The organism is Staphylococcus sp. FSL W8-0774, assembly GCF_038006785.1.
GTDB classification, from domain to species: Bacteria; Bacillota; Bacilli; order Staphylococcales; family Staphylococcaceae; genus Staphylococcus; species Staphylococcus pasteuri.
This window is the reverse complement of sequence record NZ_JBBOVW010000001.1, coordinates 820,846-842,064: the sequence shown is the minus strand read 5'-3', so window position 1 is coordinate 842,064 and position 21,219 is coordinate 820,846. Positions and strand designations below refer to the sequence as shown.

General features: G+C 36.1%; 16 protein-coding genes, 2 tRNA genes and 3 rRNA genes. 6 read left to right on the top strand and 15 right to left on the bottom strand.

Going from position 1 to position 21,219, the window contains the following annotated elements:
- Nucleotides 1-82: 82 nt before the first annotated feature.
- The 6 genes from ilvC to ilvA are packed head-to-tail and all read left to right on the top strand — an operon-like array spanning nt 83 to nt 6,921.
- The gene (gene ilvC, locus NSQ15_RS04035; protein WP_017638117.1) at nt 83-1,087 is read left to right on the top strand and encodes a ketol-acid reductoisomerase; all 1,005 of its coding nucleotides are present in this window, start codon (nt 83-85) and stop codon (nt 1,085-1,087) included.
- 21 nt (nt 1,088-1,108) lie between these two features.
- The gene (locus NSQ15_RS04030; RefSeq protein WP_340746956.1) at nt 1,109-2,638 is read left to right on the top strand and encodes a 2-isopropylmalate synthase; all 1,530 of its coding nucleotides are present in this window, start codon (nt 1,109-1,111) and stop codon (nt 2,636-2,638) included.
- Between the two features lie 2 nt (nt 2,639-2,640).
- Entirely contained in the window at nt 2,641-3,684 is a 1,044-nt protein-coding gene (gene leuB, locus NSQ15_RS04025) for a 3-isopropylmalate dehydrogenase (protein WP_340746955.1), read from the top strand.
- Nucleotides 3,685-3,699: 15 nt separating this feature from the next.
- Nucleotides 3,700-5,070 (top strand): 3-isopropylmalate dehydratase large subunit, encoded by a 1,371-nt coding sequence (leuC, locus tag NSQ15_RS04020; protein ID WP_340746954.1) that lies wholly within the window; start codon nt 3,700-3,702, stop codon nt 5,068-5,070.
- Nucleotides 5,071-5,640 (top strand): 3-isopropylmalate dehydratase small subunit, encoded by a 570-nt coding sequence (gene leuD / locus NSQ15_RS04015; RefSeq protein ID WP_070452041.1) that lies wholly within the window; start codon nt 5,071-5,073, stop codon nt 5,638-5,640. It begins immediately after the preceding gene.
- 12 nt (nt 5,641-5,652) lie between these two features.
- Nucleotides 5,653-6,921, top strand: a complete 1,269-nt coding sequence (gene ilvA, locus NSQ15_RS04010) for a threonine ammonia-lyase IlvA (protein WP_017638122.1) — start codon at nt 5,653-5,655, stop codon at nt 6,919-6,921.
- Nucleotides 6,922-7,589: 668 nt separating this feature from the next.
- Here ilvA and rrf read toward each other — a convergent pair.
- From rrf to acpS, 15 genes are all read right to left on the bottom strand, one after another.
- Nucleotides 7,590-7,704: ribosomal RNA gene (rrf, locus tag NSQ15_RS04005) — 5S ribosomal RNA — on the bottom strand.
- A 69-nt stretch (nt 7,705-7,773) separates the two neighbouring features.
- A 23S ribosomal RNA gene (locus NSQ15_RS04000) occupies nt 7,774-10,695 on the bottom strand.
- Nucleotides 10,696-11,075: 380 nt separating this feature from the next.
- A 16S ribosomal RNA gene (locus NSQ15_RS03995) occupies nt 11,076-12,628 on the bottom strand.
- The 16S, 23S and 5S rRNA genes sit together here with 2 tRNA genes alongside, the layout of an rRNA operon.
- Nucleotides 12,629-12,746: 118 nt before the next feature.
- A tRNA-Gly gene (locus tag NSQ15_RS03990) sits at nt 12,747-12,820 on the bottom strand.
- 16 nt (nt 12,821-12,836) lie between these two features.
- Nucleotides 12,837-12,922, bottom strand: a tRNA-Leu gene (locus tag NSQ15_RS03985).
- Between the two features lie 283 nt (nt 12,923-13,205).
- Nucleotides 13,206-13,664: a SprT family protein gene (locus NSQ15_RS03980; protein ID WP_070452926.1), complete on the bottom strand. Its 459-nt coding sequence runs from the start codon at nt 13,662-13,664 to the stop codon at nt 13,206-13,208.
- Nucleotides 13,657-15,807, bottom strand: a complete 2,151-nt coding sequence (locus NSQ15_RS03975; RefSeq protein ID WP_213406307.1) for a Tex family protein — start codon at nt 15,805-15,807, stop codon at nt 13,657-13,659. The genes NSQ15_RS03980 and NSQ15_RS03975 overlap by 8 nt, the downstream gene beginning before the upstream one ends.
- 220 nt (nt 15,808-16,027) lie before the next feature.
- On the bottom strand, nt 16,028-16,798 hold the full coding sequence (gene sigB, locus NSQ15_RS03970) for an RNA polymerase sigma factor SigB (RefSeq protein WP_029056200.1): 771 nt from the start codon (nt 16,796-16,798) through the stop codon (nt 16,028-16,030).
- On the bottom strand, nt 16,773-17,252 hold the full coding sequence (gene rsbW / locus NSQ15_RS03965; protein WP_017637328.1) for an anti-sigma B factor RsbW: 480 nt from the start codon (nt 17,250-17,252) through the stop codon (nt 16,773-16,775). Before rsbW ends, sigB begins: the two co-directional genes overlap by 26 nt.
- A 1-nt stretch (nt 17,253) precedes the next feature.
- A complete protein-coding gene (locus tag NSQ15_RS03960) occupies nt 17,254-17,580 on the bottom strand; it encodes an anti-sigma factor antagonist (RefSeq protein WP_029056199.1) in 327 nt (108 codons plus the stop codon).
- 94 nt (nt 17,581-17,674) lie between these two features.
- The gene (locus NSQ15_RS03955) at nt 17,675-18,676 is read right to left on the bottom strand and encodes a SpoIIE family protein phosphatase (RefSeq protein WP_017637330.1); all 1,002 of its coding nucleotides are present in this window, start codon (nt 18,674-18,676) and stop codon (nt 17,675-17,677) included.
- Between the two features lie 323 nt (nt 18,677-18,999).
- Nucleotides 19,000-19,362, bottom strand: a complete 363-nt coding sequence (locus tag NSQ15_RS03950) for a type II toxin-antitoxin system PemK/MazF family toxin (RefSeq protein WP_017637331.1) — start codon at nt 19,360-19,362, stop codon at nt 19,000-19,002.
- Nucleotides 19,359-19,529 (bottom strand): type II toxin-antitoxin system antitoxin MazE, encoded by a 171-nt coding sequence (gene mazE, locus NSQ15_RS03945; protein ID WP_002451626.1) that lies wholly within the window; start codon nt 19,527-19,529, stop codon nt 19,359-19,361. The genes NSQ15_RS03950 and mazE overlap by 4 nt, the downstream gene beginning before the upstream one ends.
- Before the next feature lie 91 nt (nt 19,530-19,620).
- Nucleotides 19,621-20,769: an alanine racemase gene (gene alr, locus NSQ15_RS03940; RefSeq protein WP_119622766.1), complete on the bottom strand. Its 1,149-nt coding sequence runs from the start codon at nt 20,767-20,769 to the stop codon at nt 19,621-19,623.
- Nucleotides 20,770-20,817: 48 nt separating this feature from the next.
- Nucleotides 20,818-21,195, bottom strand: a complete 378-nt coding sequence (acpS, locus tag NSQ15_RS03935; protein ID WP_046466914.1) for a holo-ACP synthase — start codon at nt 21,193-21,195, stop codon at nt 20,818-20,820.
- Nucleotides 21,196-21,219: the final 24 nt, after the last annotated feature.

Here is a 21,219-nt window from a genome sequence, read left to right as displayed (position 1 = left end):
AACGAGCTGCTATCATCACTAGTTAATCGCCTTAAAATTTCGGAATATTTCAAATTTTTAAATTATTTTGGAGGAATTTATTATGACTAAAGTATATTATGACGAAACAGTAAAAACAGACGCACTAGCAGGTAAAAAAATTGCAGTAATTGGTTATGGCTCACAAGGTCATGCACATGCACAAAACTTAAAAGACAATGGATATGATGTTGTTATTGGTATCCGCCCTGGACGTTCTTTTGATAAAGCTAAAGAGAACGGCTTTGAAGTATTACCTGTTGATGAAGCAACTAAACAAGCAGATGTGGTTATGGTACTCATCCCTGATGAAATTCAAGGTGATGTTTATAAAAATGAAATTTCACCAAATTTAGAATCTGGAAATGCCCTAGCTTTCGCACATGGTTTCAATATTCATTTTGGTGTTATTCAACCACCCGAAGATGTTGATGTATTCTTAGTAGCACCAAAAGGCCCTGGTCATTTAGTAAGACGTACATTTGAAGAAGGTAGCGCTGTCCCTTCCTTATTTGGAGTACAACAGGATGCAACTGGCCATGCTAGAGATATCGCATTAAGTTATGCAAAAGGTATCGGATCTACACGTGCTGGAGTTATTGAAACTACATTTAAAGAAGAAACTGAAACTGATTTATTTGGTGAGCAAGCTGTACTTTGTGGCGGTGTTCATAAATTAATTCAAAGTGGTTTTGAAACACTAGTGGAAGCTGGATATCAACCTGAACTTGCATATTTTGAAGTATTACATGAAATGAAATTGATTGTTGATTTGATGTATGAAGGCGGAATGGACAATGTTCGTTATTCAATTTCAAATACAGCCGAATACGGTGATTATGTATCTGGTCCACGTGTGATTACGCCAGATGTTAAAGAAAATATGAAAGCCGTATTAACAGATATTCAAAACGGTAAATTTGCTAACAGTTTCGTTGAAGATAATAAAAATGGTTTCAAAGAATTTTATAGAATGCGTGAAGAACAAGCTGGTCATCCAATTGAAAAAGTTGGCCGTGATCTACGTGATATGATGCCATTTATTAAATCGAAACGAATTGAAAAGTAATGGATTAAGGAGTGGATTAAAATGAGTAGCCATATTCAAATATTTGATACAACGCTTAGAGATGGTGAACAAACACCGGGAGTCAATTTTACTTTTGACGAACGTTTAAAGATAGCGAAACAACTTGAAAATTGGGGAGTCGACGTTATTGAAGCCGGCTTTCCCGCTTCAAGTACAGGAAGTTTCAAATCGGTAGAAGCGATATCTAAAGCTTTAACAAAAACAGCAGTATGTGGCTTAGCTAGATGTAAGAAATCAGATATTGACGCAGTTTATGAAGCAACAAAGTTAGCTACTAAACCTCGTGTCCATGTTTTTATTGCTACATCTCCTATTCACTTAGAATATAAATTAAAAATGACACAAGAAGAAGTTTTAGCATCAATAAAAGAACATGTTTCATATGCTAAAAAATATTTTGAAGTTGTTCAATTTTCACCTGAAGATGCAACGAGAACTGATATTTCATTTTTAATAAAAAGCGTACAAACTGCTGTAGATGCTGGTGCAACTATCATCAATATCCCTGATACTGTTGGTTTTAGTTACCCTTCTGAATATGGACAAATTTTTAAAACATTAACTGAATCCGTTCAATCTGATAAAGGAATCATTTATAGCGCTCATTGTCATGATGATTTAGGTATGGCTGTCGCAAATAGTCTTGCTGCAATCGAAGGTGGTGCAAGACGCATTGAAGGTACAGTAAATGGTATAGGAGAACGAGCTGGTAATGCGGCACTTGAGGAAGTTGCTTTAGCTTTATATGTTCGTAAAGATCATTATGGTTTAGAATCACAAATTAATTTACAACAAACTAAAAATACTTCTGATTTGATTTCACGATATGCTGGTATTCGTGTTCCAAGAAATAAAGCCATAGTTGGCCAAAATGCCTTTAGTCATGAATCTGGTATTCATCAAGATGGTGTTCTAAAACATCGCGAAACTTATGAAATTATGACGCCACAATTAGTAGGTGTCAGTACAACTGAATTACCACTGGGCAAATTATCAGGAAAGCATGCCTTTGCTGAAAAACTAAAAGCATTAGGTTATGACATTACTTCTGAAGATCAAGTCAATTTGTTTAAGCAATTTAAAGCAATTGCTGATAAGAAAAAAGCTGTATCTGACCGTGATATTCATGCTTTAATTCAAGGTTCAGAACATGAACAAAGTGCCATTTTCCAACTTGAAACTTTACAACTTCAGTTTGTATCAAATGGTCTTCAAAGTGCAGTAGTTGTTATTAAAGATAAAGACAATAATATTTATCAAGATTCAAGCATTGGTACTGGCTCCATTGTCGCTATTTATAATGCTGTTGATAGAATATTTAAACGTGAAACAGAATTGATTGATTATCGAATAGACTCTGTCACTGAAGGTACTGATGCACAAGCTGAAGTTCATGTTAACCTTATCATCGAAAATAAAGAAGTTAGTGGTATAGGCATTGACCATGATATTTTAAAAGCTTCTTGCAAAGCTTATGTTGAAGCCCATGCAAAATATGTTGCTGAAACAAAAGAGAAAGAAGGTATCTAATCATGACCTATAACATTGTTGCTTTACCTGGAGACGGCATAGGACCAGAAATACTAAATGGAAGTCTAGGTATCTTAGAGAAAATTAGTCAGAAATATCAATTTGATTATCATATAGATACACATCATTTTGGAGGAGCAGCTATAGATAACTATGGCACTCCCCTAACTGATGAGACGTTAAAAGCTTGTCAAAATGCTGATGCAATATTATTGGGAGCTATTGGTGGTCCGAAATGGAGTAATCCAAATTTACGGCCTGAACAAGGATTATTAAAACTTAGAAAATCACTTAATTTATATGCTAATATTCGCCCCACTATTGTTACAAATGGAACAAGTCACCTCTCTCCACTTAAACAAGATCGAGTTGAGGGCACAGACTTAGTTATTGTACGAGAACTCACTGGCGGACTGTATTTTGGAGAACCAAGAGAACTCTCAGAACATCATGCTTTAGATTCTTTAACTTATACCCTTGATGAAATCGAACAAATTTTAAGAGTTGCATTTGAGTTAGCACAACAACGTCATAAGAAATTAACTTCTGTAGATAAAGAAAATGTGCTTTCTTCTAGTAAACTTTGGAGAAAAACTGTTGATGAAGTTAAGAAAGATTATCCTGACGTAGAAGTAGAACATTTACTTGTTGATGCATGTAGTATGCATTTGATTACGCGACCAACACAATTCGACGTTATCGTAACTGAAAACTTATTCGGCGATATTTTAAGTGACGAAGCTTCAGTTATTCCTGGTTCGCTAGGATTATCTCCATCAGCAAGTTTTGGTAAAGATGGAACTAGACTTTACGAACCTATTCATGGATCAGCACCTGATATAGCAGGAAAAGATATTGCTAATCCATTTGGAATGTTACTATCTTTAGCTATGTGCTTAAGGGAAAGTTTTAATGAAGTTGCAGCAGCTAATGAGTTAGAAGATAAAATTTATCAATTTATTAGAGAAGGAAAATGTACGTCAGATTTAGGAGGAACATATCGTACTTCCGAAATCATTAAACTACTAAAAGAAGATTACACTTAAGGGAGGCGTCATCTTATGGGACAAACACTATTTGATAAAGTATGGGATAAACATGTCTTACATGGAAATGTAGGTGACCCTCAATTATTATATATAGATTTACATCTTATACATGAAGTTACTTCGCCTCAAGCTTTTGAAGGATTAAGATTACAAAAAAGAAAACTACGTCGTCCAGATTTAACATTTGCTACATTAGATCATAATGTACCTACTATAGATATTTTTAATATCAAAGATGAAATTGCAAACAAACAAATAACTACCCTCCAAAAAAACGCACAAGATTTCGGTGTTCATATATTTGATATGGGGTCAGATGAACAAGGAATCGTACATATGGTCGGCCCTGAAACTGGTCTAACTCAACCAGGTAAGACGATTGTTTGTGGTGATTCTCATACAGCCACACATGGTGCTTTTGGTGCAATTGCATTTGGTATTGGAACAAGTGAAGTTGAACATGTTTTTGCTACTCAAACGTTGTGGCAAACAAAACCCAAAAATTTAAAAATCGATATTTCAGGAAAGTTACCTAATGGAGTATATGCAAAAGATATTATCCTCTATCTTATTAATCAATATGGTGTAGATTTTGGTACTGGATATGCTCTAGAATTCACCGGTGAAACAATCAAAAGTTTATCAATGGAAGCTAGAATGACTATTTGTAATATGGCTATTGAAGCAGGCGCAAAATATGGGATGATGCAACCAGATGAGATTACATTTGAATATGTAAGAGGACGTCAATTCGCTAAAAATATAGATGAAATGATACCACAATGGAAACAACTTTATTCTGACGAAGATACCTATTTCGACAAAATTATTAATATTGATGTTACAAATCTTGAACCACAAGTCACTTGGGGTACCAACCCAGAAATGGGTGTTAGCTTTAGTACGCCATTCCCTGCCATTAAAGATTCTAATGATGAACGCGCATATCAATACATGGGGCTAAAGCCAGGTCAAAAAGCTGAAGATATAGAATTAGGATATGTCTTTTTAGGGTCATGTACAAATGCTAGAATTTCAGATTTAATTGAAGCTAGTCATATTGTAAAAGGAAAACACGTACATCCAAATATCACTGCTATTGTCGTACCTGGTTCACGTACTGTAAAAAAAGAAGCTGAATCGATGGGTCTAGATAAAATTTTTAAAGATGCAGGATTTGAATGGCGTGAACCTGGATGTTCAATGTGTTTAGGAATGAATCCAGACCAAGTTCCAGAAGGTGTTCATTGCGCATCTACAAGTAATAGAAATTTTGAAGGACGACAAGGTAAAGGTGCCAGAACACACCTAGTTTCTCCTGCAATGGCTGCAGCAGCAGCAATTAACGGAAAATTTGTAGATGTTAGAAAGGTGGTTATATAAATGGATATAAAACCAATTACCACTTATACAGGTAAAATCGTGCCATTGTTCTATGACAATATCGATACTGATCAAATCATTCCAAAAGCTCATTTAAAACGTATATCTAAAACAAGTTTTGGTCCTTTTGCATTTGATGAATGGCGTTATTTACCAGATGGAACTGATAATCCAGAATTTAATCCAAATAAGCCAGAATATAAAGGCGCAAGTATTCTTATAACTGGAGATAATTTTGGTTGTGGTTCCAGTAGAGAACACGCTGCTTGGGCATTAAAAGATTATGGATTCAGTATTATTATTGCAGGAAGCTATAGTGATATTTTTTACATGAATTGTACAAAAAATGCTATGTTACCTATTAAATTAGATAAAACTTCTCGAGAGCATTTAGCAAGCTTTAAAGAAATTACAGTTGACTTACCAAATCAAACAGTTTCATCGCCGGAGAAAACTTTCCATTTTGATATAGATGAAACTTGGAAAAATAAACTCATTCATGGATTAGATGATATAGATATAACATTACAGTATGAAGATTTAATTGAAAAATATGAAAAAGCACATTAGGGTGGGACTATTATGACATTAAAAACAACAGTTTCAACAAAAGATATCGATAAAGCTTTTTTACGTCTTAAAGATACAGTAAAAGAGACTCCTTTACAATTAGATCATTATTTATCTCAAAAATATGATTGTAAAGTATATTTGAAAAGAGAAGACTTACAATGGGTACGTTCATTCAAACTAAGAGGTGCCTATAATGCTATCTCCGTATTATCTGAAGAAATTCAAAATAAGGGTATTACATGTGCTAGTGCAGGCAATCATGCTCAAGGTGTTGCTTACACTGCAAAAAAGTTAGATTTAAATGCTGTCATTTTTATGCCAGTAACTACTCCCCTACAAAAAATTAATCAAGTTCAGTTTTTTGGAAACGGAAATGTAGAAATAAAATTAACTGGTGATACCTTTGATGATTGTCTAGCTGAAGCATTAGATTATACTAAACAACATGATATGACATTTATCGATCCATTTAACAATGTTTATACAATTGCTGGTCAAGGTACCCTAGCTAAAGAAATTATACATCAATCTCAAGATGAAAATATTGAGTTTGATTATTTATTCGCAGCTATAGGAGGTGGAGGACTAATCTCAGGTATTAGTACTTATTTCCATGATTATTCTCCTAAGACCAATATTATTGGCGTAGAACCTGCTGGGGCTAGTAGTATGTATGAATCTGTTGTCGTTAATAATAAAGTAGTTACATTGAAAGAAATTGATAAATTTGTAGATGGTGCATCAGTAGCTAGAGTTGGTGACTTAACATTTGAAATAGCTAAATCTAAAGTACATGACTATGTTCAAGTAGATGAAGGCGCTGTATGTTCAACAATACTTGATATGTACTCTAAGCAAGCTATTATAGCAGAACCCGCGGGTGCATTAAGTGTTGCTGCTTTAGAAAACTATCGTCAACAAATTAAAGGAAAAACTGTAGTTTGTATAGTTAGTGGTGGTAACAATGATATCAATCGTATGAAAGAAATTGAAGAACGATCACTTTTATATGAAGAAATGAAACATTATTTTATCCTTAATTTCCCTCAAAGACCAGGAGCTCTAAGAGAATTTGTTAATGATGTGCTCGGCCCTCAAGATGACATTACCAAATTTGAGTATTTAAAAAAATCATCTCAAAATACTGGTACAGTTATTATTGGTATTCAACTTAAGGATCACGCAGATTTACAACATTTAAAAGAAAAAGTAAGTATATTTGATCCTTCAAATATATATATTAATGAAAACAAAATGCTATACTCTTTATTAATTTAACTAGTGTAAAAACTAATCGGAGTTAAGTGGAATAATTTCCATGTAACTCCGAGTTTATTTTATTTAAAATTTAGTCTTTATTCTTTATGAAAAATGGTTAATAAAATTTTATTAGAACTATTTAAACTGCTGAGCTAAACTTGATTTGAGTCAATCATTCGCATTTTTCTTCTTTTTCGTCTCTCTCTTACTCACTTAGCTTGACTAAGATCGTAGCGTTCCTTTACCCCAACTTGCATTGCTTGTTGAATTTTCTACCAAAATTCTCTTTGTTGGAGCCCCGGTCTTCATTGATGATTTAAAGCACTTCACTTTTTATGTATTAAAAAAAGAGACCTTACGGTCTCAATGCGGCTCATCGCATCCTATTATTTGCCTAGCATATATAGTTGTACTTAATAGCTAAAGCTATTAAGTACAACTATGCGATTATAAATCGCTGTTTTGCTTTAGAACGTTAGTCTGCTACCATCGGCGCTAAGGAGCTTTCTCAACTCGAGATAAACGCTCGCATTCTTCTTCTTTTTCGTCTCTCTCTTACTCACTTAGCTCAACTAAGCTCGTAGCGTTCTTTCCTCAAATCATCGACTTCAAACGTTTTCCTTCATTGATGATTTAAATTACTACATTTTTAGACATAAAAAAAAGACCTTACGGTCTCTCTATTTGCCTGGCAACGTCCTACTCTAGCGGAACGTTAGTCCGACTACCATCGGCGCTAAGGAGCTTAACTTCTGTGTTCGGCATGGGAACAGGTGTGACCTCCTTGCCATTGTCACCAGACAAATGGAATGTATTATACATTCAAAACTAGATAGTAAGTAAAATGATTTTGCGTCGCAAAACATAAAATTGATTAAGTCTTCGATCGATTAGTATTCGTCAGCTCCACGTGTCACCACGCTTCCACCTCGAACCTATTAACCTCATCATCTTTGAGGGATCTTATAACCGAAGTTGGGAAATCTCATCTTGAGGGGGGCTTCATGCTTAGATGCTTTCAGCACTTATCCCGTCCATACATAGCTACCCAGCTATGCCGTTGGCACGACAACTGGTACACCAGAGGTATGTCCATCCCGGTCCTCTCGTACTAAGGACAGCTCCTCTCAAATTTCCTACGCCCACGACGGATAGGGACCGAACTGTCTCACGACGTTCTGAACCCAGCTCGCGTACCGCTTTAATGGGCGAACAGCCCAACCCTTGGGACCGACTACAGCCCCAGGATGCGATGAGCCGACATCGAGGTGCCAAACCTCCCCGTCGATGTGAACTCTTGGGGGAGATAAGCCTGTTATCCCCGGGGTAGCTTTTATCCGTTGAGCGATGGCCCTTCCATGCGGAACCACCGGATCACTAAGTCCGTCTTTCGACCCTGCTCGACTTGTAAGTCTCGCAGTCAAGCTCCCTTATGCCTTTACACTCTATGAATGATTTCCAACCATTCTGAGGGAACCTTTGAGCGCCTCCGTTACCTTTTAGGAGGCGACCGCCCCAGTCAAACTGCCCACCTGACACTGTCTCCCACCACGATAAGTGGTGCGGGTTAGAAAGCCAACACAGCTAGGGTAGTATCCCACCAATGCCTCCACGTAAGCTAGCGCTCACGTTTCAAAGGCTCCTACCTATCCTGTACAAGCTGTGCCGAATTTCAATATCAGGCTACAGTAAAGCTCCACGGGGTCTTTCCGTCCTGTCGCGGGTAACCTGCATCTTCACAGGTACTATGATTTCACCGAGTCTCTCGTTGAGACAGTGCCCAAATCGTTACGCCTTTCGTGCGGGTCGGAACTTACCCGACAAGGAATTTCGCTACCTTAGGACCGTTATAGTTACGGCCGCCGTTTACTGGGGCTTCGATTCGTAGCTTCGCAGAAGCTAACTACTCCTCTTAACCTTCCAGCACCGGGCAGGCGTCAGCCCCTATACATCACCTTACGGTTTAGCAGAGACCTGTGTTTTTGATAAACAGTCGCTTGGGCCTATTCACTGCGGCTCTTCTGGGCGTTAACCCTAAAGAGCACCCCTTCTCCCGAAGTTACGGGGTCATTTTGCCGAGTTCCTTAACGAGAGTTCGCTCGCTCACCTTAGAATTCTCATCTTGACTACCTGTGTCGGTTTGCGGTACGGGCACCTGTTATCTATCTAGAGGCTTTTCTTGGCAGTGTGAAATCAACGACTCGAGGAAACAATTTCCTCTCCCCATCACAGCTTGACCTTATGAGCGCCGGATTTGCCTAACACTCAGTCTTACTGCTTGGACGTGCAATCCAATAGCACGCTTCGCCTATCCTACTGCGTCCCCCCATCGATTAAAACGATACTAGGTGGTACAGGAATATCAACCTGTTATCCATCGCCTACGCCTGTCGGCCTCAGCTTAGGACCCGACTAACCCAGAGCGGACGAGCCTTCCTCTGGAAACCTTAGTCAATCGGTGGACGGGATTCTCACCCGTCTTTCGCTACTCACACCGGCATTCTCACTTCTAAGCGCTCCACATGTCCTTGCGATCATGCTTCAACGCCCTTAGAACGCTCTCCTACCATTGTCCTACGGACAATCCACAGCTTCGGTAATATGTTTAGCCCCGGTACATTTTCGGCGCAGTGTCACTCGACTAGTGAGCTATTACGCACTCTTTAAATGATGGCTGCTTCTAAGCCAACATCCTAGTTGTCTGGGCAACGCCACATCCTTTTCCACTTAACATATATTTTGGGACCTTAGCTGGTGGTCTGGGCTGTTTCCCTTTCGAACACGGACCTTATCACCCATGTTCTGACTCCCAAGTTAAATTGATTGGCATTCGGAGTTTGTCTGAATTCGGTAACCCGAGAAGGGCCCCTCGTCCAAACAGTGCTCTACCTCCAATAATCATCACTTGAGGCTAGCCCTAAAGCTATTTCGGAGAGAACCAGCTATCTCCAGGTTCGATTGGAATTTCTCCGCTACCCTCAGTTCATCCGCTCACTTTTCAACGTAAGTCGGTTCGGTCCTCCATTCAGTGTTACCTGAACTTCAACCTGACCAAGGGTAGATCACCTGGTTTCGGGTCTACGACCAAATACTCAACGCCCTATTCAGACTCGCTTTCGCTACGGCTCCACATTCACTGCTTAACCTTGCATCAAATCGTAACTCGCCGGTTCATTCTACAAAAGGCACGCCATCACCCATTAACGGGCTCTGACTACTTGTAAGCACACGGTTTCAAGTTCTCTTTCACTCCCCTTCCGGGGTACTTTTCACCTTTCCCTCACGGTACTGGTTCACTATCGGTCACTAGAGAGTATTTAGCCTTAGGAGATGGTCCTCCCAGATTCCGACGGAATTTCACGTGCTCCGTCGTACTCAGGATCCACTCAAGAGAGTATATATTTTCGACTACAGGATTATTACCTTCTTTGATTCAACTTTCCAGATGATTCGTCTAATATATACTTTTGTAACTCCGTATAGAGTGTCCTACAACCCCAACAAGCAAGCTTGTTGGTTTGGGCTCTTCCCGTTTCGCTCGCCGCTACTCAGGGAATCGATTTTTCTTTCTCTTCCTCCGGGTACTAAGATGTTTCAGTTCTCCGGGTCTGCCTTCTGATATGCTATGTATTCACATATCGATAACATGACATAACTCATGTTGGGTTTCCCCATTCGGAAATCTCTGGATCAACGCTTACTTACAGCTCCCCAAAGCATATCGTCGTTAGTAACGTCCTTCTTCGGCTTCTAGTGCCAAGGCATCCACCGTGCGCCCTTAATAACTTAATCTATGTTTCCATCCTACAGGAAACGCGTTATTAATCTTGTGAGTGTTCTTTCGAACACTAGCGATTATTTCTTATGAATTCAAGCTTTAAAACTCTAATTCACTCGGTTTTGCTTGGTAAAATCTATATTTTACTTACTTATCTAGTTTTCAATGTACAATATCCTGTTTTCAGTCAAGCGTTTGCATTCGGCTTTGTTTTCATCATTTTAAATACTCATTTACAAAAGTAAACTCCGTTTTAAAATGACTCAACGCATTGCCTGCGAATCGCTTTCTTTGAAAAAGGCTGATTTGAATGTTATATAAACATTCAAAACTGAATACAATATGTCAATGTTATTCCTCATCTTCTACGAAGATGTTCCGAATATATCCTTAGAAAGGAGGTGATCCAGCCGCACCTTCCGATACGGCTACCTTGTTACGACTTCACCCCAATCATTTGTCCCACCTTCGACGGCTAGCTCCATAAATGGTTACTCCACCGGCTTCGGGTGTTACAAACTCTCGTGGTGTGACGGGCGGTGTGTACAAGACCCGGGAACGTATTCACCGTAGCATGCTGATCTACGATTACTAGCGATTCCAGCTTCATGTAGTCGAGTTGCAGACTACAATCCGAACTGAGAACAACTTTATGGGATTTGCTTGACCTCGCGGTTTAGCTGCCCTTTGTATTGTCCATTGTAGCACGTGTGTAGCCCAAATCATAAGGGGCATGATGATTTGACGTCATCCCCACCTTCCTCCGGTTTGTCACCGGCAGTCAACTTAGAGTGCCCAACTTAATGATGGCAACTAAGCTTAAGGGTTGCGCTCGTTGCGGGACTTAACCCAACATCTCACGACACGAGCTGACGACAACCATGCACCACCTGTCACTTTGTCCCCCGAAGGGGAAAACTCTATCTCTAGAGCGGTCAAAGGATGTCAAGATTTGGTAAGGTTCTTCGCGTTGCTTCGAATTAAACCACATGCTCCACCGCTTGTGCGGGTCCCCGTCAATTCCTTTGAGTTTCAACCTTGCGGTCGTACTCCCCAGGCGGAGTGCTTAATGCGTTAGCTGCAGCACTAAGGGGCGGAAACCCCCTAACACTTAGCACTCATCGTTTACGGCGTGGACTACCAGGGTATCTAATCCTGTTTGATCCCCACGCTTTCGCACATCAGCGTCAGTTACAGACCAGAAAGTCGCCTTCGCCACTGGTGTTCCTCCATATCTCTGCGCATTTCACCGCTACACATGGAATTCCACTTTCCTCTTCTGCACTCAAGTTTTCCAGTTTCCAATGACCCTCCACGGTTGAGCCGTGGGCTTTCACATCAGACTTAAAAAACCGCCTACGCGCGCTTTACGCCCAATAATTCCGGATAACGCTTGCCACCTACGTATTACCGCGGCTGCTGGCACGTAGTTAGCCGTGGCTTTCTGATCAGGTACCGTCAAGACGTGCACAGTTACTTACACGTTTGTTCTTCCCTGATAACAGAGTTTTACGATCCGAAGACCTTCATCACTCACGCGGCGTTGCTCCGTCAGGCTTTCGCCCATTGCGGAAGATTCCCTACTGCTGCCTCCCGTAGGAGTCTGGACCGTGTCTCAGTTCCAGTGTGGCCGATCACCCTCTCAGGTCGGCTACGTATCGTTGCCTTGGTAAGCCGTTACCTTACCAACTAGCTAATACGGCGCGGATCCATCTATAAGTGACAGCAAGGCCGTCTTTCACTATTGAACCATGCGGTTCAAAATCTTATCCGGTATTAGCTCCGGTTTCCCGAAGTTATCCCAGTCTTATAGGTAGGTTATCCACGTGTTACTCACCCGTCCGCCGCTAACGTCAAAGGAGCAAGCTCCTTATCTGTTCGCTCGACTTGCATGTATTAGGCACGCCGCCAGCGTTCATCCTGAGCCAGGATCAAACTCTCCATAAAAAATTATGATGTTTGATTAGCTCATAAAAACTAAATTAATTGTTGTAACTTTCGTTACATTATTGGAATTAACGTTGACATATTGTCATTCAGTTTTCAATGTTCATTTTGTAAATATTGGAGCGGGTGATGGGAATCGAACCCACAACATCAGCTTGGAAGGCTGAGGTTTTGCCATTAAACTACACCCGCATGTAATTAAGTTATTTGGTGCGGCCGAGAGGACTTGAACCTCCACGGGATTTCTCCCACTAGGCCCTCAACCTAGCGCGTCTGCCATTCCGCCACGACCGCTGGCAAAACGCTTTAAAATATCGAACTACTTTTTAATAGCATAATATATTGTAAAACATTTGAAATGTTATGTCAACAAGTTTTTAATATTAAATTAATAATCTTAATTAACTTATAAAGTGATGTGTTTTGTTAACGCAACGTTATTTATAATAAATCATTGTAAAGACTATGTCAATAATAAAAATTATTAAAATTTCAAAAAGAGTACTATAGCAATATATTAACCATAGTACTCCTTGTTATATTTGATACTATTAATTTGCATTTAGATATTTGTAACTCATTTAGAAATGTGATCAGATAGTTTTAATTTTCCTCCACATTTTCCACATCTCATTTTATTTACATCTACTTTCCTAATTCTTAAATATTTTGTAAAACAATTTTTACATGAATATATATAATTAGCTCTTTCTTTATAAAATTTTGTAGGTGTACAAAATCTTGGTGCCCCTACTTTACTACTCAAAACTTTAAAGTCACTATCTCTATGTTTATAACCTTTTCCAGTTAAATGTAAATGATAATGGCATAATTCATGTTTTATTATATCAATAATTGCTTTCTTTCCATATTTTTCATATTGCTTAGGATTAACTTCAATGTTATGAGATTTTAACATATATCTGCCGCCAGTAGTTCTTAGTCGACTATTAAAGTATGCATCATGTTGAAAAGGAATTTTAAAATATTCAATGGATATTTCACACACTAAGTTTTTTAGTTCTTGATTATTCATTTGGGTTAATCATTGTCAATGCAACTTTATCCTTTTGTTTATCAATGCTCAATATCCAAACTTCAACTATATCCCCAACACTAACTATATCCATAGGATTTTTTACAAACCTTTTAGATAGTTTTGAAACGTGAACGAGTCCATCCTGTTTTACTCCAATATCTACAAATGCTCCAAAATCCACAACATTCCTAACGGTACCACTAAGTTTCATACCTTCTTTTAAGTCTTCAATAGATAGTACATCGGATTTTAATATTGGTGTTTCAAATTCATCACGTGGATCTCTATTAGGTGCTTTTAGAGAATTTATAATATCTTCGAGTGTTGGCTCACCTATATTAAGTTCTTCAGCCAATTCTTTTATATTAACCGAATCTAGTTTATTTTTTAATGTATCGTTACCTAAATCCTTAACTTTTAGATTTAATTGTTTAAGTAACTCATATGTTGCATTGTAGCTTTCAGGGTGAATAGATGTATTATCTAACGGTTCTGTACCATCAACTATTCTCAAAAATCCAATACTTTGTTCTAAAGTTTTTGCGCCTAGTCTTTTTACTTTTGCAATCTCTTTATGGTGCTTGATAGCTCCATTTTCTTCTCTATATTCAATAATATTTTGTGCTATTTGTGAAGTCAGACCAGATACATATTGTAATAATGAACGAGATGCTGTATTTACATCCACTCCTACTTGGTTAACCGCTGTTTCTACTACAAATGTTAATGCTTTTTCTAGTTCTTTTTGGTTAACATCGTGTTGATACTGACCTACACCAATTGATTTAGGGTCAATTTTAACAAGTTCACTTAACGGATCTTGAACCCTTCTTCCGATTGATACTGCACTTCTTTCTTCAACTTGGAAATCAGGAAATTCAGCTCTTGCAATTTCAGAAGCAGAATAAACTGATGCACCCGCTTCATTTACTATTATGAATTGAACATTCAATTTATATTTTTGTATAACATTAGCTATAAATTGTTCTGTTTCTCTACTAGCTGTACCATTTCCAATTGCAATAAGTTGAACACTATAATCATTAATCATCTTAACGATTACTTTTTCAGCATTATCTAATTTATTTACAGGTGGGTGTGGGTATATCACATTTTTAGCTACAAAAGTACCATAAGGGTTAATCACCGCTAATTTACAACCAGTTCTAAACGCTGGATCCACACCTAATATTTGTTTACCTTTCATAGGTGGTTGTAAAAGTAAATTTCTTAAATTTTCACTAAATACATCAATGGCATGATTTTCAGCCTTTTCAGTTAAATCGCCTCTTATTTCTCTTTCTATCGAAGGCATAATTAACCTTTTTAAGCTATCTTTGATTGCATCTTTAACAATATATGTAGCTTCAGTTTCTTTTTTAATTTCTTGTTTTTCGATATCTTTTTCTACTTGCGTAGTATCAAATTCAATTTTTACAGTTAATACTTTTTCTTTCTCGCCTCTATTAACTGCTAATACCCTATGATTAGCCATTTTTTTAATAGGTTCAGCATAATCATAGTACATAGCGAAAATTTCTTTTTCATCTTCAGCTTTTTTCTTCTTAGTAGTAACTATTTGACCTTGGTGATAAACATTTTTCAAGATTCTTGAACGATATTTGGGGTTGTCAGAAATTTGTTCAGCAATAATATCTTGTGCCCCTTGAATTGCCTCGTCAATACTTTCAACTTCTTCATTAATGTAAATTTTAGCTTTAGCTTCAACCGCTTCGTCAAGTTGAGGTTGTAAAAGCCAAGTAGCAAAAGGTTCCAATCCTTTTCTTTTAGCTTCAGTAGCACGTGTTTTTTTCTTTTGTTTATATGGTCTATATAAATCTTCTACACGTTGCAATTTTGTTTGTTTTAGAATATCATTTTTCAGTTCATCAGATAGCATGCCTTGTTGTTCGATACTATGAATGACTTCTTCTTTTCTCTTTTGTAAGTTAACCATGTATTGATATTCATCTGAAATTTGTTTGATTTCAACTTCATCCAAGCCACCTGTTTGTTCTTTACGGTATCTTGCTATGAAAGGAACAGTATTTTTATCCTCTAATAATTTTAGTACTGATGTAATTTGTTTTTCAGAAAAATTGTACTTTTCGATGATTGATTTAATTAAATGATTGTCCATTGTTCTACCACACTTTTTCTTTAATTTATTTTTTTATTTTAACATAATCCGTTAATCTCATATTGCTTAGATAGGTTTCATTAATAAAATTCTTTTTAAAACCTTGTTTAAATTAAAATGAGATTACTACTTCTTCATAAATATAGTACTCATTTAGTATCTACATTTTACTGAAAAAATAATAACCTCATTTTTGTTATAATATTTTAAATTTAATTATTTACTGATTAGCTGCTTCTTGCAACTTTTTGATTGCAGTACGTTGTAATCGTGATACATGCATTTGGCTCAGACCTATACGTTCACCAGTTTCTTTTTGACTAAGACCTTCGATAAACGTACATTGTATGATTTCTTTTTCTCTATCTGATAATATTGGTAGAATTCTTTCTAGAATCATTCGTTTTTCAGTAAGGTCATAATTATCATCTTGTTGACCCATAATATCCAACAATGTAACTGTTGAACCATCTTTATCTGCTTCGATTGAATGATCTACACTTAGCGCATTATAACTTTGGCCCATTTCCATAGCTTCAAGAACTTCTTCATCAGTAACTTCTAAACGTTCAGCAATCTCACTAATTGATGGTGAGCGTTCTAATTCATTTGTAAGTTCATCACTAACCTTCTTTATACGAGGACCAATTTCTTTTATACGTCTTGGAACATGAACACTCCATGTTTTGTCTCTCAAATATCTTTTAATTTCACCAATAACTGTTGGCACTAGGAATGCTTCAAATTTTCGATCAAATGACAAATCAAATCTATTTATAGCACCTATTAAACCAACCATTCCCACTTGAACTAAATCTTCATGATGTGATTGACCTTTAGAGTATTTATAAGCTAATGATTCAATTAGTTTTCGGTAATGACGAACTAATTTATCTTGAGCGCCACTACTTTGGTCTTCTTGGTGTTCTTTAATCCATTGGTTAATCTGTTCAGGTGATACATCATTAACTGATTTCGACTCTTTCGTCATTATTTCGCACCTGCTCTTTTTTAATATACTTAGTCATACTTATCGTAACACCAGATTCTTTGTAAACAGTAACCTCATCCATAAGGGATTCAATTAAGAATAAACCTAATCCGCCTTCACGTAAGAAATCTACATTTTCGTTATTATCGTATGGTCCTAAGTTAGACTTAGTAGTTTCATAATCAAAACTTTCACCTTGATCTGAAATAACAATTTTAATTTTATCGTCAAATACTTCAAAGCACAAATTAATCATGCCTGTTTCAGGATTATGTTTATAAGCATGTTTTACTGCATTAGTTACAGCTTCACTAACCGCAATTTTTGAATCTTCTATATCATCATATGATGCACCTGCTCTGGTAAACACACCAGACAGTGTTAATCTAATTAAACTTACATATTCGGCAGAAGCTGGTAACCGCATTTCAATATAATCTTGTTTAGATTGCATGTTACTCTACCTCCGTTCCTTCATTAACATGCATTAAATCTTTTAATCCAGTAATATCAAAGAGTCTTCCAATACGGTCAGATACTCCTAAGATATAAAGCTCTTTATCGTTTTGATTTAATGCTTTTAGCGTTCCTACAAATAGACCTAAACCTGTTGAGTCCATATAGCTTACATTTGCTAAATTTACATGGATGTCATGTGTACCTTCTTGTCTCATTGGCACAAGTACCTCTTCTAGTTCAGGTACTGTATAAACATCAAGTTCTCCGCCAACTTTAACTTCATAATATGTATCATGTGTGACAGTTTCAATATTAAGATTCATTTAATTACACTCCTAATTGTATTTCGATTCTTCTAGTTTACTATTCAAGAATAATTATACCCATTGTCATAATTCCTTAATCATAAATTAAAGTTTAATTCACTCGTTTTATAATCAATATGGTCATATCATCTTTTTTATGAGGATTTTGTACTTTTAAAATAGCTTCATAAATAATTTGAACTATGTCCTGTGGGTGCATATGCTTATATTTTTTAATAAGATTCAATAATGTCTCTTTTTTTATAAATTCGCCTTCTTTATTTCTAGCTTCAGTTACGCCATCCGTAAGAATTATTACTAAATCATCAATATAAATAGGAATTTCTTGTTGGCTATACCGTGTTTGTTGACTAATACCTAACACGCGTCCTCTTACTTCTATTTCTTGAAATTCTTCAGTTTCAGCACGATAAACGTATCCAGGTTCATGTCCAGCTGAACTACAATATAATAAATGGTTCATTTCTTCATATAAACCATAGAACATTGTAACGAACATATTTTGATTTACGTTTTTTTCAACAACACGGTTAAGTCGCTTTAAACCTTCACTTGGTAATTGTGAATGTCCATAAGAATCCATACCAAATTTAATCATACTCATAGCTAATGCAGCTGGAATTCCCTTCCCAATGACATCTGCAACGGCAAAACTCATAGTTCCATCATTATGATCAATTAAGTTAAAATAATCTCCACTTACTTTTTGAGCAGCAACTGAAATAACGCCAATTTGTATACTATCAAACTGAGGAATATCTGTTTTTAACATAGTTTGTTGTAGTCTAGAAGCTAAATCAATTTCTTTATCGTGGTATTGTAGTTTATTGACTAATTTTTGATAGTCTCTATAACTATATCCAAATCCTTTAACAACTTCCTGTAAAACATCTAATGTGTTAAGTGCCTCATGTTCAGCTATGTCTAATGAAGAAATATAATTTTTATGTATTTCAACAATATCTTCTGGCAAAATATCTTTTTTTATAACTTCATTAGTGAATTCTTCACACTTCTTTATTAATTGTGTTTTGTTATTCGTGCTTAAGCTTTCATCTATCAATTTTTTATAATCTTTTTTAAATTCTTCCACGATTTTTGCCTCCTAACTACAACATTAATACTTGTTTCCCAATCGCTACATTTATGTTTTTTAATAGCATTACACAGTTTTGTTAACTATCTAAAAAAGACTTTAGGAGTGGAATACCTAAAGCCATATAACTAAACTTAAGACATCCTTTTATAATAAATAGTCCTTCGAAATAACTATCATTGCTCTTAATATGTTAAAAATGCATGGTTTAACAATTAAAATAAATTAATTAGTTAAACATTCATGCAGTTATAATTATTATAAAGTTATTGTCTTTTATTTCATTATTTTATTTGTATTTGTTAAATACATACAATAATTTAAGTCTTTGGATGATTAAAATTATGTAAACCTAGACTGATGTCTAGGGCGTAATCTACTTCTTTCATTTTGTTTTCTGACAAATATGTGAGCTTTTCTTTCAAACGATTTTTATCTAACGTTCGAATTTGTTCAAGTAAGATTACAGAATCTTTATCAAGTTTATACTTCTTCTTTTCTATTTCTACATGTGTGGGTATCTTAGCTTTGTTAATCCTTCCAGTAATTGCTGCAACAATTACTGTTGGACTATATTTATTACCTGTGTCATTTTGAATAATAACGACGGGTCTTACTCCCCCTTGTTCGGACCCTTGAACAGGTGATAAATCTGCTAGATAAACATCTCCTCTTCTAATCATTCATTCTTAGCGTTAGAAGTTAAATATGTTTCATTGCAATCGCACGCTTCACATTCAATTGGAAAAGCTTCGGTTGCTAGGGAGAGATTTAAATCAGCCATTTGTGCATAACCTTCTTTTAAAGATTGCTCTAAACTGTAACTTCTATTTTGATTAAAAGATAACATACAAAGAACCTCCATTGGTTTCAAAAGTAGCGTTTTTTAAGGTTTATTGATTTATCTTAATAATAACAAATTTTGAAAACAGTGACTATACTTATTTTAATAATTCATTAGTTATCTCAGTATTATCATTTTCATAATAAATACGTGGCAATCTTCTTGATAAATTACATAAGACTTCATAATTAATCGTATCTTGTTTCTTAGCTAATGCTTCAACAGATTGATTCGTATCTGAATGATTATCTAATAATATAACTTTATCACCAACTTTAACTGTGTCTGGGACTTTTACAATTGTTTGATCCATACAGACTCTACCAATCACTTCACATTGATTCCCATTAACGTTGACGAAAGCTCCTTGCATTGAACGTAAATAACCATCTGCATATCCTATAGGTAAAATAGCAATTCTTGTTGGCTCGGTTGCAGTAAATGTGCTGCCGTAACTAACAGATTCACCTTCATTTAATGTTTTTGTTTGAACAATTTCACTGACTAATTGTGTACTTGGCTTTAGATGAACTTTAACATTTTGACTTACATATTCGGATGGATAGTATCCATAAAGTGATATACCTAGACGAATGGCGTTACAAAATTGTCCATCCATTAATAATGAACCAGCAGAATTTTGAGCATGAATATATGGTGGTTTGTCGACCTGATTAACTATATTTTGAAACAGTTGGTATTGGTTAGCCATAGAATCACCAGGTTCATCAGCACTAGCAAAATGTGTATAAACGCCTTCGAACACTAAATCTTCATATTTACTAATAATATCTACGACTTCTTGATACTCTTCTACATCTTTCATTCCTAATCTGCCCATACCAGTATCAAGTTTTAAATGCAGCCATAACGCTTTGTCATTTTCATCAGAAATATTCTTAATTGATTCTTTTAACCATGCTTTCGTTGGAACAGTCAATGCAACACGATGTTGTATAGCTTTATTAATATCTGTAGGTGGAATAACCCCTAATATTAAGATTTTAGCTTTAATACCATGCATACGTAGTTCGATTGCTTCATCTAAGGTTGCTACTGCAAAGAAAGAAGCACCATGCTCCATTAAATGTTGAGCGATTTTAACACTTCCTAAACCATATCCATTAGCTTTAATTACTGAGATAACAGTTTTATTAGCATGCAATTTATCAAAAGTCTGATAATTGGATAAGATTGCATTCAAGTCTATATTTAAATATGTCGATCTATAAAATTTTTCTGACATAATCTTATTTCCTCCTTTAAAGCCTAACAACTCATTTCAAAACTTCACCTATTTGAATTGTTTATTATCATCTAATTGTTCTAATAACACTTGGCTCATTGCATAATTATCAGTGTGAGTAATACTGACATGAACTCGAAAACCCTTGTAATCAATACACGGTTTACCTAAGTTATTGTTATAACAATTGATATCATTAAAAGCTATTGTTTTCCCTAAACCAGTTCCTAGCGCTTTACTAAACGCTTCTTTAGTTGAAAATCTTCCAGCTAAATATTCTATTTTACGTTTTTCCTGTGTGAATTGATTAAACGTCATTAATTCATCTTCTGAAAGAATTCTTTCCACAAATTTCATCTTTTGTTTATTATATACTTTTCTAATTCTTTCTATCTCTATTAAATCTACACCTATTCCATATATCATTTTTCCGCCTCATTATTTTAGATG

What these genes read in the sequence shown, in the direction of transcription:
- ilvC (WP_017638117.1), top strand. Translation starts at nt 83, where the DNA reads ATGACTAAAGTATATTATGACGAAACAGTAAAAACAGACGCACTAGCA.
- NSQ15_RS04030 (WP_340746956.1), top strand. Translation starts at nt 1,109, where the DNA reads ATGAGTAGCCATATTCAAATATTTGATACAACGCTTAGAGATGGTGAA.
- leuB (WP_340746955.1), top strand. Translation starts at nt 2,641, where the DNA reads ATGACCTATAACATTGTTGCTTTACCTGGAGACGGCATAGGACCAGAA.
- leuC (WP_340746954.1), top strand. Translation starts at nt 3,700, where the DNA reads ATGGGACAAACACTATTTGATAAAGTATGGGATAAACATGTCTTACAT.
- leuD (WP_070452041.1), top strand. Translation starts at nt 5,071, where the DNA reads ATGGATATAAAACCAATTACCACTTATACAGGTAAAATCGTGCCATTG.
- ilvA (WP_017638122.1), top strand. Translation starts at nt 5,653, where the DNA reads ATGACATTAAAAACAACAGTTTCAACAAAAGATATCGATAAAGCTTTT.
- NSQ15_RS03980 (WP_070452926.1), bottom strand. Translation starts at nt 13,664, where the DNA reads ATGAATAATCAAGAACTAAAAAACTTAGTGTGTGAAATATCCATTGAA.
- NSQ15_RS03975 (WP_213406307.1), bottom strand. Translation starts at nt 15,807, where the DNA reads ATGGACAATCATTTAATTAAATCAATCATCGAAAAGTACAATTTTTCT.
- sigB (WP_029056200.1), bottom strand. Translation starts at nt 16,798, where the DNA reads ATGACGAAAGAGTCGAAATCAGTTAATGATGTATCACCTGAACAGATT.
- rsbW (WP_017637328.1), bottom strand. Translation starts at nt 17,252, where the DNA reads ATGCAATCTAAACAAGATTATATTGAAATGCGGTTACCAGCTTCTGCC.
- NSQ15_RS03960 (WP_029056199.1), bottom strand. Translation starts at nt 17,580, where the DNA reads ATGAATCTTAATATTGAAACTGTCACACATGATACATATTATGAAGTT.
- NSQ15_RS03950 (WP_017637331.1), bottom strand. Translation starts at nt 19,362, where the DNA reads ATGATTAGAAGAGGAGATGTTTATCTAGCAGATTTATCACCTGTTCAA.
- mazE (WP_002451626.1), bottom strand. Translation starts at nt 19,529, where the DNA reads ATGTTATCTTTTAATCAAAATAGAAGTTACAGTTTAGAGCAATCTTTA.
- alr (WP_119622766.1), bottom strand. Translation starts at nt 20,769, where the DNA reads ATGTCAGAAAAATTTTATAGATCGACATATTTAAATATAGACTTGAAT.
- acpS (WP_046466914.1), bottom strand. Translation starts at nt 21,195, where the DNA reads ATGATATATGGAATAGGTGTAGATTTAATAGAGATAGAAAGAATTAGA.